Origin of the sequence: Pseudomonas sp. NPDC088368 (assembly GCF_044753445.1) — a bacterium.
Taxonomy (GTDB): Bacteria; Pseudomonadota; Gammaproteobacteria; order Pseudomonadales; family Pseudomonadaceae; genus Aquipseudomonas; species Aquipseudomonas bambusae.
This window is the reverse complement of sequence record NZ_JBIVNG010000011.1, coordinates 176,657-196,485: the sequence shown is the minus strand read 5'-3', so window position 1 is coordinate 196,485 and position 19,829 is coordinate 176,657. Positions and strand designations below refer to the sequence as shown.

Below are 19,829 nucleotides of genomic sequence, written 5' to 3'. Positions count from 1 at the left end.
ACTCGATTACTCAGGAAACTACGCCATGAACACAGCCATGAACCCAGCCGTGAATGCAAACGTCGTCCATGAATCCGAAGCTCAGCGTCAGCATGCCCGGATCAAAATCCCCGCCAAGCTGCGCCTGCTCAATGGTCAGCCCAATGCCCCACTGGTGCGCGTCGAAGACCTGTCCGCTGGCGGCTTGAGCTACATCACGCCAGCAAACCTGAAGCCGACTGTCGGTGAGGTCATCAAGGCCCGCCTGCAGTTTCTGGTCGACAACCTCGGGCTGGCGATGGACGTCGAATTGCAGATTCGCGCCTACGACGCCGCCAGTGGTCGCGTCGGTTGCCAGTTCCAGCACCTTGAAGCCCAGGACATCGCGACCCTGCGCCACCTGATCACCTCGCACCTGTCCGGCGACATCGTCAGCATGGGCGAAGTGCTTGCGACCCTGCAGCGCGACAACTTCACCAAGGCGCGCAAGGTCAAGGACAGCGGCAGCGGCCTGAGCGCTTTCGGTCGTCTGCGTGCAGTCACCTTCAGCGCCGGTATTTTCGTGGTCGGTCTGGTGGCGTTCGGTTTCGTTGCCAAGTCGGTGTACGGCATGTACTTCGTCAGTCACTCCACGTCCGGTCTGGTCAGCGTTCCTTCCATGGATGTGACCATGCCTCGCGAAGGTACTCTGACCAGCCTCGTCGCCCCGAATAGCCCGGTCGCCAAAGGTGCGCCACTGGCCACGTTCAACACCAGCATGCTGGACATGCTCAAGGGCAACCTCGACCCGGATCAGATGCAACCGGCGAAAATCGAAGAGTTGTTCGGTCGCCAACTGGCCGGAACCATGACCAGCCCGTGCGATTGCATCATCGGCAAGCAACTGGTCGCCGACGGTCAATACGCCAGCAAAGGCCAGGTGATCTTCCAGATGATCCCGCGCAACATCGCCGCCAACGTCGATGCCCGGTTCACCTATCGCCAGTTCGCCGACGTTCAGCCGGGTGCTCGCGTCAACTTCACCGTGGCCGGCGATGACACCACCCATCGCGGCAAGATCGTCAGCGCCACCGCGTTGAGCCCTGCCGACCTGTCGTCCGACATTCGGGTGCAGATCCAGCCTGACGAATCGCTGAACAGCAGCCTCGCCGGTCTGCCGGTGGAAGTGGTCAGTGATCGCGGTCCTTCGCTGAACTGGCTGATCGACAAAGCCACGGCCGCAGGTCTCTAAACATGGCTAGCCCACTACGAAGCTTGTCAGCCCCTACGTTGTTGAGCCTGGCGATTGCCCTGGGTCTGGGGGGTTGTGGCATCAACCTGCCCGACCAGCGCCTGGCCAATGAAGCCCTGCAACGCGGCGATACCGCCGTGGCGGAGCAAAACTATCGGCAACTGGCGGACCTGGGTTATAGCGATGCACAGGTCGGTCTTGCAGACATTCAGGTCGGCACCCGCGACCCGGAACTGATCAAACAGGCCGAAGCGACTTACCGCGCCGCCGCTGCAACCTCGCCTCGCGCGCAATCGCGCCTGGGCAAGCTGCTGGCGGTCAAGCCCAACTCGACCCCGGCCGAGCAACACGAGGCCGAGGGGCTGTTGAAGAAAGCCTTCGCCAATGGTGAAGCCGGCACGCTGGTACCGCTGGCGCTGCTCTATCTGCAATACCCGCACACGTTCCCCAACGTGAACGCGCAGCAGAAGATCGATGAATGGCGCGCCCAGGGTTATCCGGAAGCGGGTCTGGCGCAGGTGCTGCTGTATCGCACCCAAGGCACCTACGATCAGCATCTGGCTGACGTCGAAAGCATTTGCAAACAGGCCCTGCGCACCAACGACGTTTGCTACATGGAACTGGCCACGGTCTATCAGAAACGCGGCGACGCCGACAAACAGGCGGCGTTGCTGACGCAGATGGAAAGCGGCTATTCCAGCGGCAGCGTCCCGGCCATGCGGGTCGACACCGTCGCCCGCGTGCTGGCCGACGCGACCCTCGGCAAGCCTGACGAGAAGACCGCCCAGCGACTGTTGGAAAAAGTCGCCCCGGGCTATCCGGCGTCGTGGGTCAGCCTCGCTCAGTTGCTGTACGACTACCCGGAGCTGGGCGACGTCAACAAGATGATGGAATACCTGGACAACGGCCGCGCGGCGGATCAACCCCGTGCCGAACTGTTGCTGGGCAAGCTGTACTACGAGGGCAAGCTGGTCCTGCCGGACGCGAAGAAAGCCGAGGAGCACCTGACCAAGGCCGCGCCGACGCAGATTTCCGCGCATTACTACCTCGGTCAGTTGTACCGCCGTGGCTACCTTGGCCACCCCGACGCCCAGCGCGCCGTGGACGAGTTGCTGACCTCCGCCCGCGGCGGTCAGGCCAGCGCCGACTTCGCCCTCGCGCAGCTGTTCTCCGGCGGCAAGGGCATCAAGCCCGACCCGGTCAACGCCTGGGTCTTCGGTCAGCTCGCGCAAAGTCAGGGCACCCCGCAGGCGGCGGACCTGATGCAGCAGCTGAACGATCAATTGCCGCCTGAGAAGCGTGCCCAGGCACAGAGTCTTCTCCAACGCGAACAGCAGGTCCGTGGGACCTCAGCGCAAAACGCGCTGGCCTTGCAGACCCTGCAAGAAGAAAAAGACGGCGAGGACGCACCTCTATGAAGCTTAAGTTGAACCCTCTGATGGCGGCCGGGCTTGGCCTGGGCTTCACCCTGATCTGGGCCACACCGACCCTGGCTGCCTTGACCGAAGAAAAGAATTTCGGCATCGAAGTGAAGGCGACCGGCCAGATGGAAGATGACCGCGACCTCGGCACCCGTGGCGGTGGCGACGTCAACGGTCTCGGTCTGGACCTGCGTCCATGGGCTTATGGCCAATGGGGCAACTGGAGCGGCTACGCGATGGGGCAAGTGGTCACGGCCACCGACACCATCCAGACCGACCCGCTGGACCAGCAGGTCAACAACGCCGATGGCCAGTCCAGCCAGCGCGCCCGCAAGACCTCCAGCAGTCGCGAAGTGGACGACAGCTACGCGGCGCTGCGTGAATTCTGGATCGGTTACAGCGGCTTCACGCCCTACCCCGGCGAGATCCTGAAATTCGGTCGCCAGCGCCTGCGTAACGACGACGGCCAGTGGCACGACACCAACATCGAAGCCCTGAACTGGACGTTCGACACTACGTTGCTCAAGGCCGAACTCGGCGCGGCGCAGCGCTTCAGCGAATACCGCACCGACCTGACCGAGCTGTCGGCCCAGGACAAAGATCGCCAACACCTGTTCGGCGACGTGCAGTACCAATGGATGCCGGGCCAATGGGCGGGCATTCGTGCGCACCACACCCACGACGACGGCAGCCTGAAACATCAGGGCGAAGCTATCGACGATCTGGACAAGACCAGCCGTGGCGACCTCACCTGGCTCGGCCTTCAGGCCAACAGCGATGCGTACAACTACCGCAACCTGAACAACGTTAATTACTGGGGCAGCCTGACCTGGCTGACCGGTAATCGCGATCAGATCGGCTCCACCTATGACGCCGCCACCGACCAATACCTGGCCGGTCAGAAAGACAGCAGTCACGTGAACGGCTGGGCGACCGATCTGGGCCTGCGTTTCCGTCTCGACCCGCAATGGCAGGTCGGCGGCGCCTACTCCCGAGCCAGCAAGAACTACGAGCAGAACGGCCTTGAGAGCAACCGCTCGAACTGGACCGGCACCCGCTCACGCGTGCATCGCTTCGGTGAAGCGTTCCAGGGCGAAATGGCCAACGTGGAATCCGGCTCGCTGTTCGCCTCCTGGCAGATGCAGGACGAGTACGACGCCTCGCTGATCTACCACAAGTTCCGTCGTGTCGATGGCCATGCAGGCATCGGTGGCGCAGGCATCAACCCGGCCAGCGAAAGCGTCGACGCCGATGGCGTCTCCACCTTCACGTCCTTGCCGCTGCAAGACGGCAACAAGGACTTGGGTCAGGAGATGGACCTGGTGGTCACCAAATACTTCAAGCAAGGCCTGCTGCCGACCTCGGTCAGCCAGTCCTTCGACGAGCCGTCGGCGCTGGTTCGCCTGCGTGCGGGCGTGTTCAAACCCGGCGATGCGTATGGCAGCGGCGTGGACAACTACATGCACCGCGCCATCGTCGACGTCATCTGGCGCTTCTGATGCAAGCCGCTATAGGAGTGCAATGAGATGAACAGCCAAGCGAACTTACGGCATTGGGCATGGCCCCACGCCCTGCTCGAAAGCGCAGTGCTCAGCAGCGCACTGCTGCTGGCCAGCGCCCAGGCCATGGCGAACACCCCGGTGCCTTTGCCCACCGCAGCGGCCGCGCAACCGGCCAGTGGCGAAGAAGTGGTCAAGGGCCTGCATCAGGCCAAGACGTACACCATCAGCAGCCCCGACGCCGGGCCGCTGAAGATGGACAAACCCAAATTGCCGGACCTGTCGGGCTACACCCAGCAGGCGATGCAGAAAAAGATTGTGCGCAGCAAGCCGGGCAAGGTGTCGATCCGTCGCATGATGCAGGAAGACTCGCTCAAGGAGTTCATTGGCGGCGATAACAAGATGGCCGAATGGGTGGCACGCCAGCACGGCATCCCCCAGGCGATCTTTGTCGACGACGGCTACATGACCCTTCAGGACTTGGCGAAAAAAGTGCCCAAGCAGTATTTGAGCGAAACCTCACCGGGCGTTTTTCTGGCGCGGCTGCCGATCGTGGTCGGTCACAAAGGCATCTTCGAAGTCGACAAGAAAACCACCGAGCTGCGCCTGTCTCAGGAAGCCGGTGCGTTTCTGATCAACGACAACCAGTTGTTCATGCAGGACACCAAGCTGACCGGCTGGAGCGAGAAAGCCAACGGGCCGTCGACGTTCAAGGCGCCGAAGGAATTCCGTCCGTTCCTGCTGTCCTGGGGCGGTACCCAGACCTACATCTTCAACACCAAGATGGCGAGCATGGGATACAACAACAGCAAGTCGTACGGCGTCAGTATTTCGCAGTACACGCCCATGACGAAGGTCAAGATGAACCGCCCGGACCCGACCGGCTGGATCGTCAATTCCGAGTTCTCGGACATGTGGTACGGCTACTACTGCTATGAGACCCGTGACTTCGTGGTCAAGGGCAACACCTACCGCGACAACATCATCTATGGCATCGACCCGCATGACCGTTCACACGGTCTGATCATTGCCGAGAACACGGTGTACGGGACCAAGAAAAAGCACGGGATCATCGTTTCCCGTGAGGTGAATGACAGCTTCATCATCAACAACAAGAGCTACGAGAATCACCTCTCCGGCATCGTGCTGGACCGTAACAGCGTGAACAACCTGGTGGCCTACAACCAGATTTACCGCAACCACTCCGACGGCATCACGCTGTACGAGAGTGCCGACAACCTGTTGTGGGGCAACCGCGTGTTCGCCAACAAACGCCACGGCATTCGGGTTCGCAACAGCACCAACATCAAGCTGTACGAGAACCTGGCCATCGGCAACGGCCTGATGGGCGTCTACGGCCACATCAAGGACCTGTCCGACACCGACCGCGACATCAAGCTCGACCCGTTCGACGCCGAAGTGTCGCTGATCATGGTCGGTGGCGAACTGACCTCCAACGGCTCCGGCCCGCTCTCCATCGACTCGCCGCTCAGCGTCGAGCTGTACAAGGTGTCGATGCTCGCGCCAACCAAGAGCACTGGGATCAGCTTCAACGGTGTGCTCGGTGATCGTCAGGACGAAATTCTCGATCTGCTGGTGCGCCAACAAAAAGCCGTGTTGATCGACCCGGTCGAAAGCCAGAAACAACTCCGGGACTGAGGAAGCCATTTCTATGCACGCACATTTGATTAAATTACTCAGCCTCTCCGGCCTGACCGCAGCACTGTTCGCTGCCAGCAACGCCGCTTACGCCGACGACGCCAGCGCGCCGAAATTTACCGCCGAGCCTTGCTGCAGTCTGTGCCCGGAAGCTCATGACGAGAAGAACTACGTCACCCGCTACCAGCAGAACTTCACCACGCTGGTGCAGGCCCAGGGCGACTGGCTGTTCCGGACCCGCGAAGATCTGCGCACCGAGTTCGACACCACGCCTGAAGGCTACCGTCGCATGCAAGAGCTGCACGACGCGTTCAAGAGCAAGGGCGTCGAGCTGGTTGTGGTGTATCAACCGACCCGCGGGCTGGTGGACCGCAACAAGCTGTTCCCGGCCGACCGGGACAAATTCGACTACAACACCGCCTTGCGCAACTACCAGGCCATGCTCGGTCGTTTCGCCAAAATGGGCTACACCGTGCCGGACCTTTCGCCGTTGACCAACGAGCAGCAGGTCCACGACTTCTACTTCCGCGGCGACCAGCACTGGACCCCCTACGGCGCCCAGCGCACCGCGAAAATCGTCGCCGAATCGGTGAAGAAAATGCCTGAGTTCGCGGGCATTCCAAAGCGCGAATTCGAGACCCATCTGTCAGGTCGCATGGGCAAGAAGGGCACTCTGCACAATATGGCCGGTCAATTGTGCGGCTCCAGCTACGCCATCCAGTACATGGATCAGTTCGAGACCGAACCGAAAGGCGAAGCAGCCGACGGCGACCTGTTTGGCGATTCCGGCACCCCGGAAATCACCCTGGTCGGTACCAGTCACAGCGGCAAGAACTACAACTTCGCCGGCTTCTTGCAGGAATACATGGGTGCTGACGTGTTGAACGTCGCCTTCCCTGGCGGCGGACTTGAAGGGGCGATGCTGCAGTACCTGGGCAGCGACGACTTCCAGAAACATCCGCCGAAGATTCTCATCTGGGAATTCTCGCCGCTGTACCGCCTGGACCAGGAGACCATCTATCGCCAGATGATGTCGCTGCTGGACAACGGTTGCGAGGGCAAGCCCGCGCTGATGACCACCAAAACCTCCCTCAAGCCAGGCACCAACGAGCTGTTGGTCAACGGCAAAACAGGCATCAAGGACGTGCGTAACGGCAGTAATCAGGTCGACATCAAGTTCGCTGACACCTCGGTGAAAGCCCTTCATGCGCGCCTCTGGTACATGAACGGTCGCCACGAAGACCTGAAGATCGAAAAACCTGAAACATCCGAAACCGACGGGCGCTTCGCCTTCGAACTGCGCGACGACAAGGACTGGGCTGACCAGCAACTGCTCGCCGTGGAAGTGCAGGGTCCTGAAGCGGGCACTGCGCCGCAGGAAGTCGAAGCGAAAGTATGCAAACGCAACGTGTTCCCGAATGTCGCGCATCAAACCGCGCAAGCCGGGTTATGAGGCTCCTATGCACACTCCAAAAATGATGCTCCCTACCCTCCTGTCGCTGGCCATGTTGTCCGCGTCAGCGTTTGCCACCAGCGCCAGCGCAGCGTCCACGCTCGTGCCGCCGCAGGGGTACTACGAAGGGGTCGAGAAATACAAAAGCGGCGAAGGCAAATTCAGCTGTGATGCCACGCCGCAGCCCTACACCGGCTCGCTGCAATTCCGCAGCAAGTACGAGGGGTCGGACAAGTCCCGTTCGACGTTCAATGCCGCGTCGGATCAGGCGTTCCGCGACACGACCAAGGACATCACCACCATGGAGCGCAACACCAGCAAAGTGGTGATGCAGTACATGCGTGACGGGCGTCCTGAACAGCTCGACTGCGCGCTCGGCATGCTCACCACGTGGGCCAAGGCCGATGCACTGGAGTCCAAGGACTTCAACCACACCGGCAAGTCGATGCGCAAATGGGCACTGGGCAGCATGTCCTCGTCCTACCTGCGCCTGAAATTCTCCGAGTCGCACCCGCTGGCCACCCGTCAACAGGACGCGCAAGTGATCGAAGCCTGGTTCAGCAAGCTGGCGGACCAGGTGGTCAGCGACTGGAACAACCTGCCGCTGGACAAGACCAACAATCACTCGTACTGGGCGGCGTGGTCGGTGATGTCCACGGCCGTGGCGACCAACCGCAAGGACCTGTTCGACTGGTCGGTGAAGGAGTTCAAGGTCGCGGCAAACCAAGTTGACCAACAGGGCTTCCTGCCAAACGAACTCAAGCGTAAGCAGCGCGCACTGGCGTACCACAACTATGCCCTGCCACCGCTGGCGATGATCGCCAGTTTCGCCCAGGCCAACGGCGTTGATCTGCGTCCTGAAAACAACGGCGCACTGAAGCGTCTGGGTGATCGGGTGCTGGCAGGCGTGAAGGATTCGGGTAACGAATTCCAGGCCAAAGATGGCGATAAGCAAGACATGACGGACCTGAAGACCGACATGAAATTCGCCTGGCTGGAACCCTACTGCTCGCTCTACGACTGCGGCCCGGATGTGCTGGAACAGAAGCACAAGATGCAACCGTTCAAGAACTTCCGCCTCGGCGGCGACATGACTCGCACGTATGACCCGAGTCATGAGAAGGGTGAGAAAGGCGGTTCGTAGAAGCAACAGCTGAACGCAATCCAACTGTGGGAGCGGATTCATTCTGGGCGGCATACCGACGAGGGTCGGTCCTGACAACTCGGAACTGACCTGCAAATGGCGGTGACTGAGCCACCGCTTCGCGAATGAATTCGCTCCACAGGGGCCTGCGCTGGTAATGAGATGTGTGCTTTACCCCCTCGATTTTTCATGGGGGGTTTGGGGGGGCTGTGGCCCTTGATGTTGGACAAACGGAGAGATAAGGATGGTTTTCTCATCCAACGTGTTCCTGTTCCTGTTCTTGCCGGTGTTTCTCGGCTTGTACTACTTGAGCGGGCAACGCTATCGCAACCTGCTGCTGCTGGTGGCCAGTTACGTGTTCTACGCGTGGTGGCGAGTGGACTTCCTGGCACTGTTCGCAGGTGTAACGCTGTGGAACTACTGGATCGGCCTGCGCGTCGGTGCCGCCGGGGTCAGGACCAAACCTGCGCAGCGCTGGCTGTTGCTGGGTGTCGCGGTCGACCTGTGCATCCTGGGCTATTTCAAATACGCCAACTTTGGCGTGGACAGCATCAACGCGATGATGACGTCGATCGGCCTTGAGCCGTTCATCCTCACCCACGTGCTGCTGCCGATCGGGATCTCGTTCTACATCTTCGAATCGATCAGCTACATCATCGACGTATACCGTGGCGACACGCCGGCGACCCGCAACCTGATCGACTTCGCCGCGTTCGTGGCGATCTTCCCGCACCTGATCGCAGGCCCGGTGCTGCGTTTCCGCGACCTGGTGGACCAGTTCAACAACCGCACCCACACTCTGGACAAGTTCAGCGAAGGCTGCACGCGGTTCATGCAGGGTTTCATCAAGAAGGTCTTCATCGCCGACACCCTGGCCGTCGTTGCCGACCATTGCTTCGCCCTGCAAAACCCGACCACGGGCGATGCCTGGCTCGGCGCACTGGCGTACACCGCGCAGCTGTACTTCGACTTCTCCGGTTACAGCGACATGGCCATCGGCCTGGGCCTGATGATGGGTTTCCGCTTCATGGAAAACTTCAAGCAGCCTTACGTCAGCCAGTCGATCACCGAGTTCTGGCGTCGCTGGCACATCAGCCTGTCCACGTGGCTGCGTGACTATCTCTACATCACCTTGGGCGGTAACCGTGGCGGCAAGGTCGCGACCTACCGCAACCTGTTCCTGACCATGCTGCTGGGCGGTCTGTGGCACGGCGCCAACATCACCTACATCGTCTGGGGTGCATGGCACGGCGTGTGGCTGGCCATCGAAAAAGCGCTGGGCATCAACACGGCGCCCAAGACCTTTAACGTCGTGCGCTGGGCCTTCACCTTCCTGCTGGTGGTGATGGGCTGGGTGATCTTCCGCGCCGAGAACCTGCACGTCGCTGCCCGTATGTACGGCGCGATGTTCAGCTTCAGTGAATGGCAGCTGTCGGACCTCAACCGCGCCAGCCTCACCGGCCTGCAAGTGGCGACCCTGATCGTGGCGTACATCACCCTGGCGTTCTTCGGTCTGCGCGATTTCTACCGCAACCGCGCACCGGAGAAACCAAAAGGTGACACGCCGGTTCAAGCCGACGGCCCTGCTTCGGCAGTGCCAGGCCTGATCAAAGCCGTACCGGGCGACACGCCGGGGAGCATTCATCAACCGGGCTACATCGTCGGCACCGATGCGCAGGTCCAGCCTGCCTACTGGACCGCCGATTGGTCGCGCTACGTCATGCGCGCACTGATCCTGCTGATGTTCGTGGCCTCGATTCTCAAACTCTCGGCGGCCAGTTTCTCGCCGTTCCTGTACTTCCAGTTCTGAGGAGCCTGACATGACCCGTTCATTACGTTTCCTCTACATCTTCCTGTTCCTGGCCATCCTGCTGGCGCTGGGCCTGTGGTCGCTGCGCAGCTTCATCGGCTTCTCGACATCCAAGGAAACCACGGTCCTCAACGGTCATTGGACCAAGGCCGTGGAAACCCACTACGACGAGGAGTTTCCGATCAAGCGCCTGGGCACCAACCTCTGGGCCGCGCTGGATTACAAGGTGTTCAACGAAGGTCGTCCGGGGGTGATTCTCGGCAAGGACCAGTGGCTATACACCGACGAGGAATTCGACGCGGTGGCCAACGGCGAGCAGAACGAAGCCGACAACCTGGCGATCATCAAAGGTGTGCGCGACACCCTGAAAAAACAGGGCACGCAGCTGGTGCTCGCCATCGTCCCGGCCAAGACCCGTCTGTACCCGGAGCACGTCGGCGACAACAAGCCTGCTGCGCTGCACACCGACCTGTATCAACAGTTCCACGCGCAAGTCAGCCAGGCCGGCATCTTCGCCCCTGACCTGCTGGCACCGCTGCAAAGCGCCAAGGACAAAGGCCAGGTCTTCCTGCGCACCGACACCCACTGGACGCCAATGGGCGCTGAAGTCGTGGCACAGCAACTGGGCGAGGCGATCTCGAAAGAAGCCCCGCTCAGTGGCGACCCACAGAACTTCATCACTGAAGCCAAAACCACTTCGCCGTACAAGGGCGACCTGACCAACTTCCTGCCGCTGGACCCGCTGTTCAGCAACCTGCTGCCCAAGCCGGATGACCTGCAACAGCGCAGCACCAATCCGGCGCAAGCCGAGGGTGACGGTGGCGATGCGCTGTTTGCGGACAACTCGGTGGCGGTCGGTCTGGTCGGCACCAGCTACAGCGCCAACCCCAACTGGAACTTCGCCGGTGCGCTTAAACAGGCCCTGCACAGCGACGTGGTGAATTACGCCGAAGACGGCCACGGCCCGATTCTGCCGATGCTCAAATATCTGCAAACCGATGCCTTCAAGAGCAGCCCGCCGCAGGTGCTCGTCTGGGAATTCCCGGAGCGCTATCTGCCGGCCCACAACGACCTGACCGAGTTCGATCCGCAGTGGATCGCCGAACTCAAGAAGGCCCGTGACCCTCAACAAAATCTGGCTCAGAACGCCAACGCTTCTAACTCCAACGTCAATTCCGAGTCGCCCGATCGGGCGCAAAACTGAGAGGACTACCCAAAATGACCTTACAGAACCCAACTCGCATGCCTACCCGTTCGGCCAAAACCGGCCTGCTGAAAACCTGCGTCCTGGCCGCCAGCCTTGGTTTCGTCTCACTCTCGGCCTTCGCCGGTGGCGACGCCGCCCTGTACGGCCCGACCGCTCCGAAAGGCTCGGCCTTCGTGCGTGTCTACAACGCCAGCAACGCGGAAGTCAGCGCCAGTGTCGGCAACACCAGCCTCAACGAAGTCGGCCCGCTGGCCAGCAGTGACTTCAGCTTCATGCCGCAGGGCGACTACAGCGCCAAGATTGGCAGCAACACCCTGCCGGTGAAACTGGCGAGCGATCACTACTACACCATCGTCAACAACACCTCCGGCGCGCCGCAACTGGTGGAAGAGCCGCCGTTCAAGAACAAACAGAAGTCGCTGGTGCGTGTGCAGAACCTGAGCGACAAGCCGCTGACCCTGAAAACCGCCGACGGCAAGACCGCCGTGGTGGATTCGGTAAAAGCCAAAGGCACCGGCGAGCGCGAAATCAACCCGGTGAAAGTCAGCTTCGCGCTGTTCGACGGCGACAAGAAAGTCAGCGACCTGAAACCGGTTGCACTGGAGCGCGGTGAGGCAGCGGTGCTGTACATCACCGGCAACGGCAGCAACCTGTCGCCAGTCTGGGTCAAGCGCCCGACCTCGACTCAGTAAAACCGAAGTCGTGCGCTGCCCCCGCGGCGCACGCGATTGGCTTTTGATTCTGGCCGAAGGCCGTAGAAGCGGATTCGACAGAAATCAGCGTTCGGCGCCAGGTGATGCGGAGCAGCACACCGTGAGGGCACCGAGCGCAGCGGCACAACAACAAGACAGACGAAACGACAGAACAACCGACGTATAGCCCAAACAAACGCTATCGAAATTTTGGAGAAACAAAATGATTCCAGTGATCTTGTCAGGTGGCAGCGGTTCCCGACTCTGGCCTCTTTCGCGTAAACAGTTTCCAAAACAGTTCCTGGCGCTGACCGGCGAACACACCCTCTTCCAGCAGACCCTCGAGCGCTTGCAGTTCGATGGCATGCAGCACCCTGTCGTGGTCTGCAACAAGGATCACCGCTTCATCGTGGGCGAGCAGCTCGATGCTTTGGGCCTGGACACTCAGGCCATCATCATGGAGCCGTTCGGCCGCAACACCGCCCCTGCCGTCGCCATCACCGCGATGATGCTGGCCAACGAAGGTCGTGACGAACTGATGCTGGTGTTGCCGGCCGACCACGTCATCGACGACCAGAAATCCCTGCAACGCGCACTGGCTTTGGCGACCGTCGCCGCCGAGCGTGGCGAAATGGTCCTGTTCGGCGTACCGGCGACCAAGCCGGAAACTGGCTACGGCTACATCAAGTCCACCGCCGACGCCCTGCTGCCGGAAGGCGTGAGCCGCGTGGCCCAGTTCGTCGAAAAACCTGACGAAAAACGCGCCGCCGAATTCGTCGACGCGGGCGGCTATTACTGGAACAGCGGCATGTTCCTGTTCCGCGCCAGCCGTTACCTGGAAGAACTGAAAAAGCACGATCCGGACATCTACGACAACTGCCTGCTGACCCTTGAGCGCAGCAAGCACGACGGCGACAACATTGAACTGGATCAGGCCAGTTTCGCCTGCTGCCCGGACAACTCCATCGACTACGCCGTGATGGAAAAAACCCAGCGCGCCTGCGTCGTTCCGCTGGAAGCCGGCTGGAGCGACGTGGGTTGCTGGTCTTCGCTGTGGGACGTGCATCAAAAAGACGAAAACGGCAACGTCACCAAAGGCGACGTGGTCATTCAGGACAGCCGCAACTGCATGATTCAGGGCAACGGCAAACTGGTCACCGTGATCGGTCTGGACAACATCGTGGTCGTCGAAACCAAGGACGCTATGATGATCGCCCACAAAGACAAGGTTCAGGGCGTCAAGCAGATGGTCAACACCCTCAACGAGCAGGGTCGTACCGAAACCCAGAATCACCTCGAAGTCTATCGCCCGTGGGGCTCGTACGACTCCGTGGACATGGGCGGCCGGTTCCAGGTCAAGCGCATCTCGGTCAAACCGGGCGCCAGCCTGTCGCTGCAAATGCACCATCACCGCGCCGAACACTGGATCGTCGTGTCGGGCACCGCTCAGGTCACCTGTGACGAAAACGTGTTCCTGCTCACCGAAAACCAGTCCACCTACATCCCGATCGCCTCGGTCCACCGCCTGCGCAACCCAGGCAAGATCCCGCTGGAAATCATCGAAGTGCAATCGGGCAGCTACCTGGGCGAAGACGACATCGAACGCTTCGAAGACGTCTATGGCCGCTCGACTCCGGGCATCGAAGCCGGTGTGAGAACCCAAACCATCGCACGCTGATACACCCGCAAAACCCGTTGTACTGCCCCCGCCCGCCTCCTGCGTATTCCCCATCCGCAGGGGGTGGGTGGGGGCTTTTTTACACTTGAACGGAGGGCAACACCGAACGCTCGATGCGACGCAAAAAGCGCCGACCAACGCTCAACTCTGCGGCCATAACAGACTCGCCCGTCTGTATGTCTTTGATGTCGTGCCGTTCAATATGCCCCACTGGCTTTAGCCTCACGATCGTCAAGGCCTTTCTGGATGACGTTGAAGGGAGACGGTGAATCTCGCCCACCTTCAGAAACTCGCCGGGGGACAACAAGATGTGATCGCCCAGCATCGCCGTTCCGGCGACTTTCTTGGGAATCTCCTTGCTCATGAGGAACATCACTTGCTCAGGATTCTCTGTCAGATTGTTCGTCCATTCTTCCAGCCAATTGATGCTGTTCCTCACAAGCGCACTTGCGGACATGTACCCTGCATCCCTGACCACATCACCTGGCTTGATTTTGTTTCCATAAATTCCGTTGTTCGTTTTTACAGCTCTGAAGGCCACTTCAGAAAAATCGTTCAATTGCTCGTACTCAGACGCCAACTCATCTATGGCGGCAAGTGTGCTATCGCTTCCCTTTTCCAAACCGCGCAGATGGCTGTTGATATCGCGATATACACCATCGCCGCCACTGACATATTCGGCAAGCATCGGCTGCTCGTTCATTTTTGCCACGACATCATTCAACCTCTGTGATGCAATTTCACGCTCCGCGCCAGAAAAGGCGCGTGAACCACCCTCGTTCTCACGGTTGTAGATTTCAATGAACCGAGCTACTTCCGGTGCCGTCCCCCGTTGCCATGGCCATCTAACCAAACCGGAAATATCGAAAAAACCTACCGGCTGGTTGCCCACAAATTGATAAAAGTTGAGCCCACCACCTTCCCCCTCGGGATCAGGGTTCAGCCACCGACATAGCCAAGGTGCGTAATACCGCAACCCATAGTAATAAAGCCCCGTCGCGTCACGTTCTTTACCTGAGTAACGGACAGCCTTGTACTTGGCCTCTACCTCGCTTCGCGCCTCAAACCATGCCGTTTCTCCATAGGGGTAATAGACCTCATGGCTGATCAGTTGCCCGTTCTGGTCCAGTTCAAAGGTGGTGGTGCCAAGCTGGTCGCTCAAAGCGTAACGCGCCTGGTTGTTTTCAATTTCTACCGGGCGCGCTGTTTGCCAATGCAGTACCCGCACATCACTGCGCCCCCCCGCTGCGGTGATCACATGCAGCTCTTCACCGGTCGCGCTGTTGCTGCGGATTTCCATGCCGGGCAGATAGCGGACTTCGCTTAGATGGGTCAGCACTTTTGATTGGGTTGAACGCACTTTACGAACCCGCGCACCGGCAGCATCGTATTGGTAGATCTCACGATCATTGACGCCAGACTCTCGCTCCACCGGCGTGACTCCGCTCAGTTGATTACGCGCATCCCAACGCAAGGTCTGGCCCGGCGACAACCCCCGCAAGTTCCCGTTGGCATCGAAGCCAGCCACAATTTGCTCTTCAGTCGGCGGGGTGACGCCTGTTTGCAGCAGAGTGCGATTGCTGTACCGGGCGGTGGCAAAGGTACGCGTGTGATTGCGGGCGCCGGTGTGAATCAGCTTTTGCAGGTTTCCGCCAGCGTCGTACTCGTAGCGTTGGGTGTAATTGCTCAGTTCATTCGCCGTTGCGAAAGATTGCGTTGTTGGGCTTTTATTTACCGTCGCAGACTCATAACCCGTCGCCTCGATCAATTGATAAAGAGTGTCGTAAGCGAACGCTCGAAGCGGCTCGATTCGTTGGTTGCCAAAATACCGCGTCGGTTGGGCGCGATCTTCAATACTCACAACATTGCCGACCGGATCGTAGGCGTAATGCAGGTCCTGAAGACGTCCGTTATCGGCGCGCAGGTTGCGCAAGCGGCCATCAATAGGGTCGTAATCGAGGGCGGTGACGATCCCGTTGCCGAGCGTTTCAGCCTCGATTCGATTGTGCGCGTCGTAGCGAATATCGCTTACAAGGGTATGCAGGGGCTGGTTCAGCAATTGCAGTCGAGTGCTTTTCAGTTGACCCGAAACGGTGTGACAAAAGCGCTGAGTGTTCCCCATGACGTCGGTCTGTTCTGCTGCACCCCCAGACGCATCAAATCGCCAACGAGTTGTTGCTCCCGCACCTGGCTCAAGAAATGAATCACGCTCGTTTTCACGTTCAGGCCAGTCAGGTCCAGCAAGTTCGTTCAGGAAACGGCGCGCTTGCTCGATCACCTGCCCACGCAGGCTGAAGGCTGAACTGACCACGCAGCCTGCCGGATCATCATGCCGAATCAGTCCCCCGCACTGATTGGCATCTGCGTCATCGGGGCCGCCATAGGTCAGGCGCTCGGCGCAGGTCTCCTGGCCATCGCTGATCTCGAAGACTGCGAGCACGCGCAAGAGCAAGTCGTATTCCCTGCGCTGCCGTTGACCTTGGGCATCCCAGCGAAAGCACTGCTGTCGTGCCTCGCCCGGCAATTCGACACGCCAACCCGCGTCGGAATGGTCATTGAGCAAGGTTTGCCCGGTCAGGGAATGGATCACGTGGAGGTTCGCAGGGGCGTCAAGGTCGTTATCCGCAGCAGCACACAGCCTTGGGTCCCATTGCCGTACTCGCCGACCTGCGGCGTCATGCAAGGATCGATTGATTCGTTCGCGGACAGGGTCGGCGGCGTCTACGCGATGGAAAGCGATCTGGCGCACCGACAGACCGCGCGGGTCGATCACGCTCAAGGCAGGTGTGTGGGTGTGAATGGACGAAAGAGAGGCCATGACACGTGCAATCCATTGCGACGTTTTTCAAAGCCTAGCGGACGCCAAACGCGGTCAGAAACCGCTGGTCAGAAATGCGCTCGGCGAATCGCCCGTTGGTCTCCTCCTTCCCTTTCGGTACGATGCCCTCACCCGCCTCCCGAGACCACACACATGATCATCGGCGCCATACTGATCTTCACCTGGCTGACTCTGCTGCTACGTTACCCCGCCAAAGCCTTGCCGGTTTCGTTGGCGGCGGCTATTGGGCTGGCGATCGTTGCGGGGTTCGTGGTCTGGGAAGACAAGCGCGACGCCCAGCGGCTGGAGCGCCTCCAATTACGCGTGAATTACGCGCCACAACAGTGCCCTGTGGGTAAACCGCTGCTGGTGCTGATCGACAACGGCAATGATGTGCCGCTGAAGGAACTGCGCTGGAAAATGGCGGCGTATGCGTCGGGGGACACCGTCAACCTCGCCGATGACACCTACACGGCTCCACGCTATCGGGGGCCCGGCGAACTGTTGCCAGGCAGCCAATGGCAGGACTGCCTGCCACTGCCGCCGCTGCGCAACGGTTATCGCCCGCAAACCCTGGAATTCCGCGCCGAGCGCCTGCAAGGCACATTTTCCGATTGAACCGTCACTCACTCTTCAAGGAATGAAACATGCCTGTCGTTCTGATCACCGGTTGTTCCAGCGGCATCGGTCGTGCCATGGCGGATGCGTTCAAGGGCGCAGGCCATGAGGTCTGGACGACGGCGCGCAAGCCCGCCGACGTGCAGGCCCTGACCGCCGCCGGTTTCACGGCAGTCGAGCTGGACGTGAATGACAGTGCAGCGCTTGAGCGGCTGGCGACACAGCTGGAAGCGCACGGCAAAGGGCTCGACGTCCTGATCAATAACGCCGGTTACGGAGGCATCGGCCCGTTGCTGGACGGCGGCGTGGACGCGATGCGTCGCCAGTTCGAAACCAACGTCTTTTCCATTGTGGGTGTCAGCCGCGCGCTGTTTCCCTTGCTGCGTCGCAACAAAGGGTTGCTGGTGAATATCGGCAGCGTTTCGGGGGTGTTAGTGACGCCATTCGGCGGCGCCTATTGCGCGTCAAAAGCGGCGGTCAGTGCATTGAGCGATGCGTTGCGCATGGAATTGGCGCCCTTTGGCATCCGCGTGATGGAAGTCCAGCCGGGCGCCATCGATACACAGTTCGCCAAAAACGCCAGCCACGAAGCCGAGCAGGTTATCCACGAAAGCTCGCCGTGGTGGCCGTTGCGCGAAGGCATTCGCGCCCGCGCCAACGCATCGCAAACCCACCCGACGCCCGCCAGCACCTTCGCCCGCGATGTGCTGGAAGCGGTGAGCAAACCCAATCCCCCGCGTTTGCTGCGCTCCGGCAATGGCAGCCGTGCCTTGCCGCTCATGGCTCGGTTGCTGCCCAAGGCTGCGCTTGAACGCATCCTGAGCAAGCGCTTCAAAATCAATCAAATGCTGTAAGCCAGCACGGCTATGGGCGACAAACGCCTACGGCGTCAAACGCGTAACCTGAATTGATCAATCGCCTTTTTCTCGGCATGGGAAGGAAATGGGCTACATCAATTCGTCGTTGATCCTCCGATACTTCCTGCGGTTGCCCTTCAATGAGGGCGCATTTGAACAGGCCTCGGGACGAGGCCTCCTACTGTCAAGGAAGGCACCATGAACCCGTTAATGTCTGCAGGCTCTGTCGAGAGCTACTACGACTCCGAAGAATACGATTTCGCTCCCTTGGAGCCTGGCTCCGAAGCAACCGAAGGCCCCGTTCAACTCACGCCCGAAGGCATTAAACGGCTCTCATCCGACATGACCGAACTGTTTCGGGATATCTACGATCCGAACCTGATCGACCCGGTGCAATACATCCGTTCCTCGATCAAGCGAATGGTCAACGAATCCAGTGCCTACGAAGAGGTCAAGGAACGGGTGGATGGGCAAACCTGGATCACCGTAAGCTCAATCATCGAGCCCGGTCTGCAAGCGCTGTGGGAATTGGGTTGGGACGGCCTGGGCCATAACGAGGAACGACGCGATTATCGCCTCGAAGAGATCGTGACCGACACCTATCGGCGCAAGCTAACCCGCCAACACAACGCCATCAAATGGCCTGGCGATTTCACTGAAGACTTGATCGAGGCATTTGAGTCGGCGGACCTGCAAGCAAGCTACCAGGCCGATGTCGAAAAGCATCTCAACAACCCAAAGGCCCGGTTCCTGTCGAAATTTCAGGCCAGGATTGAGGTGGAAACCCGGTTGCGTAAATTCGCAGAAAACCCGGACACGACAGACATTTACAAGCAGTTGGTCCAAGACTACTTCGACGAAAAAGTGTCCCTTGAGAGCGTGCAGTTCCGAGACCAGCTCAATCAGTACTCCGTGCCGCGGGTCGCGTACCTTCGCTACCCTGCTACCCAAAACAGCCCGGCAGGCGGGCTATTGATCTTCTTGGGAGAACCCGCAGAAACGGCGGTGCTGGAACTGCCCAAAGAGGGTCGGCGCTCATTTATCGAGACGTCCAAGGAACTTCACCGCCTGATGTTCAAACGGCTTCCCCTGAAAGCCCAACTCACCGCAGGAAATGACAAATTCTCCTACGTGTATTCGTTCATGGGGCCTCTGGCGAAACAGATAGCACCGCTGCAGTTTTTTGGCAGCGACGACATCTTCGAGACCCTGCATGACCTCCAGATTGCCCTACTGAAAGGGGACATCGATATTTTGGTGTCCACAGACGGTGAGCGTCTGAATGACCTGATGTTCCAAGTGGGCATCACGGTGTTTGAAGCGCTGGCAATCGTAGTAGCGGCTCCCGCTGGCCCGTCGCTGGTCCTCACCCGCGCGCTCGTGACGGCGCTCGCAGGCGGAGGCGCCGTCGCGTTTCGGGTACTTCGGGGCGTCAATGAAGACCTTCCCAACGAAGCCCGAGCCTTCTATGAAGACGCGTTGAAGGAGGGGCTCAAGCAACTGATTGGCCCCATCGTCGAGTTTGCGACCGGGAGCGAGCACGCGTCGGAGGTCATCTCGCAGGTCACCGACATCGTGGTCGAAGAGCTGCTTGAGTAAGCCGTTTCAAGGTCATCCCGCATCCATCATCACGTACAACATTCGCCCTGTCATCAGGGCGCATTGGGCTGAGCCTCAGGACGAGGCGCCCTAATTGTCAAGGAAGACACCATGAATCCATTAATGACCGCAGGCACCGCCGAGGATTAATACGGCCACGACGA

14 protein-coding genes are annotated in these 19,829 nt (G+C 59.8%); 13 read left to right on the top strand and 1 reads right to left on the bottom strand.

Features of this window, described 5'->3' with window-relative positions; all coding sequences use genetic code 11:
* The first annotated feature begins 37 nt into the window (after window positions 1–37).
* The 10 genes from ACIQAL_RS24115 to ACIQAL_RS24070 all read left to right on the top strand — a co-directional run bounded on the left by ACIQAL_RS24115 (window position 38) and on the right by ACIQAL_RS24070 (window position 13,773).
* Window positions 38–1,210 carry a PilZ domain-containing protein gene (locus ACIQAL_RS24115; protein ID WP_341964469.1) on the top strand — a complete coding sequence of 391 codons (1,173 nt, stop codon included), beginning with the start codon at window positions 38–40 and terminating at the stop codon, window positions 1,208–1,210.
* Window positions 1,211–1,212: 2 nt separating this feature from the next.
* Complete coding sequence (gene algK, locus ACIQAL_RS24110; RefSeq protein ID WP_401150047.1) at window positions 1,213–2,628, top strand: alginate biosynthesis TPR repeat lipoprotein AlgK; 1,416 nt, start codon at window positions 1,213–1,215, stop codon at window positions 2,626–2,628.
* Window positions 2,625–4,130, top strand: coding sequence for an alginate export family protein (locus ACIQAL_RS24105; protein ID WP_166597149.1), 1,506 nt, complete (start codon window positions 2,625–2,627; stop codon window positions 4,128–4,130). The genes algK and ACIQAL_RS24105 overlap by 4 nt, the downstream gene beginning before the upstream one ends.
* Before the next feature lie 27 nt (window positions 4,131–4,157).
* Window positions 4,158–5,789 (top strand): mannuronan 5-epimerase AlgG, encoded by a 1,632-nt coding sequence (gene algG, locus ACIQAL_RS24100; RefSeq protein ID WP_401150046.1) that lies wholly within the window; start codon window positions 4,158–4,160, stop codon window positions 5,787–5,789.
* A 13-nt stretch (window positions 5,790–5,802) separates the two neighbouring features.
* Entirely contained in the window at window positions 5,803–7,242 is a 1,440-nt protein-coding gene (locus ACIQAL_RS24095) for an alginate O-acetyltransferase (protein WP_166597151.1), read from the top strand.
* Between the two features lie 7 nt (window positions 7,243–7,249).
* Entirely contained in the window at window positions 7,250–8,386 is a 1,137-nt protein-coding gene (locus tag ACIQAL_RS24090; protein ID WP_401150044.1) for a mannuronate-specific alginate lyase, read from the top strand.
* Window positions 8,387–8,630: 244 nt separating this feature from the next.
* A complete protein-coding gene (locus ACIQAL_RS24085; protein ID WP_401150042.1) occupies window positions 8,631–10,196 on the top strand; it encodes an MBOAT family O-acyltransferase in 1,566 nt (521 codons plus the stop codon).
* A gap of 10 nt (window positions 10,197–10,206) precedes the next feature.
* Complete coding sequence (locus ACIQAL_RS24080; protein ID WP_401150041.1) at window positions 10,207–11,400, top strand: alginate O-acetyltransferase; 1,194 nt, start codon at window positions 10,207–10,209, stop codon at window positions 11,398–11,400.
* Between the two features lie 38 nt (window positions 11,401–11,438).
* On the top strand, window positions 11,439–12,095 hold the full coding sequence (locus tag ACIQAL_RS24075; RefSeq protein WP_166597155.1) for an alginate O-acetyltransferase AlgF: 657 nt from the start codon (window positions 11,439–11,441) through the stop codon (window positions 12,093–12,095).
* 223 nt (window positions 12,096–12,318) lie between these two features.
* Window positions 12,319–13,773 (top strand): mannose-1-phosphate guanylyltransferase/mannose-6-phosphate isomerase, encoded by a 1,455-nt coding sequence (locus ACIQAL_RS24070; RefSeq protein WP_166597156.1) that lies wholly within the window; start codon window positions 12,319–12,321, stop codon window positions 13,771–13,773.
* 79 nt (window positions 13,774–13,852) lie between these two features.
* Here the strand turns inward: ACIQAL_RS24070 and ACIQAL_RS24065 are convergent, their stop codons facing one another.
* On the bottom strand, window positions 13,853–16,591 hold the full coding sequence (locus ACIQAL_RS24065) for an RHS repeat domain-containing protein (RefSeq protein WP_401150040.1): 2,739 nt from the start codon (window positions 16,589–16,591) through the stop codon (window positions 13,853–13,855).
* Window positions 16,592–16,744: 153 nt separating this feature from the next.
* On the opposite strand from ACIQAL_RS24065, the gene ACIQAL_RS24060 reads away from it, so the two are divergent.
* The 3 genes from ACIQAL_RS24060 (at window position 16,745) to ACIQAL_RS24050 (ending at window position 19,665) form a co-directional block, all read left to right on the top strand.
* Window positions 16,745–17,209: a multidrug transporter gene (locus ACIQAL_RS24060; protein ID WP_401150039.1), complete on the top strand. Its 465-nt coding sequence runs from the start codon at window positions 16,745–16,747 to the stop codon at window positions 17,207–17,209.
* 29 nt (window positions 17,210–17,238) lie between these two features.
* A complete protein-coding gene (locus tag ACIQAL_RS24055) occupies window positions 17,239–18,063 on the top strand; it encodes an SDR family oxidoreductase (RefSeq protein ID WP_401150037.1) in 825 nt (274 codons plus the stop codon).
* 201 nt (window positions 18,064–18,264) lie between these two features.
* Window positions 18,265–19,665: a hypothetical protein gene (locus tag ACIQAL_RS24050; protein WP_401150036.1), complete on the top strand. Its 1,401-nt coding sequence runs from the start codon at window positions 18,265–18,267 to the stop codon at window positions 19,663–19,665.
* The last annotated feature ends 164 nt before the right edge of the window (window positions 19,666–19,829 follow it).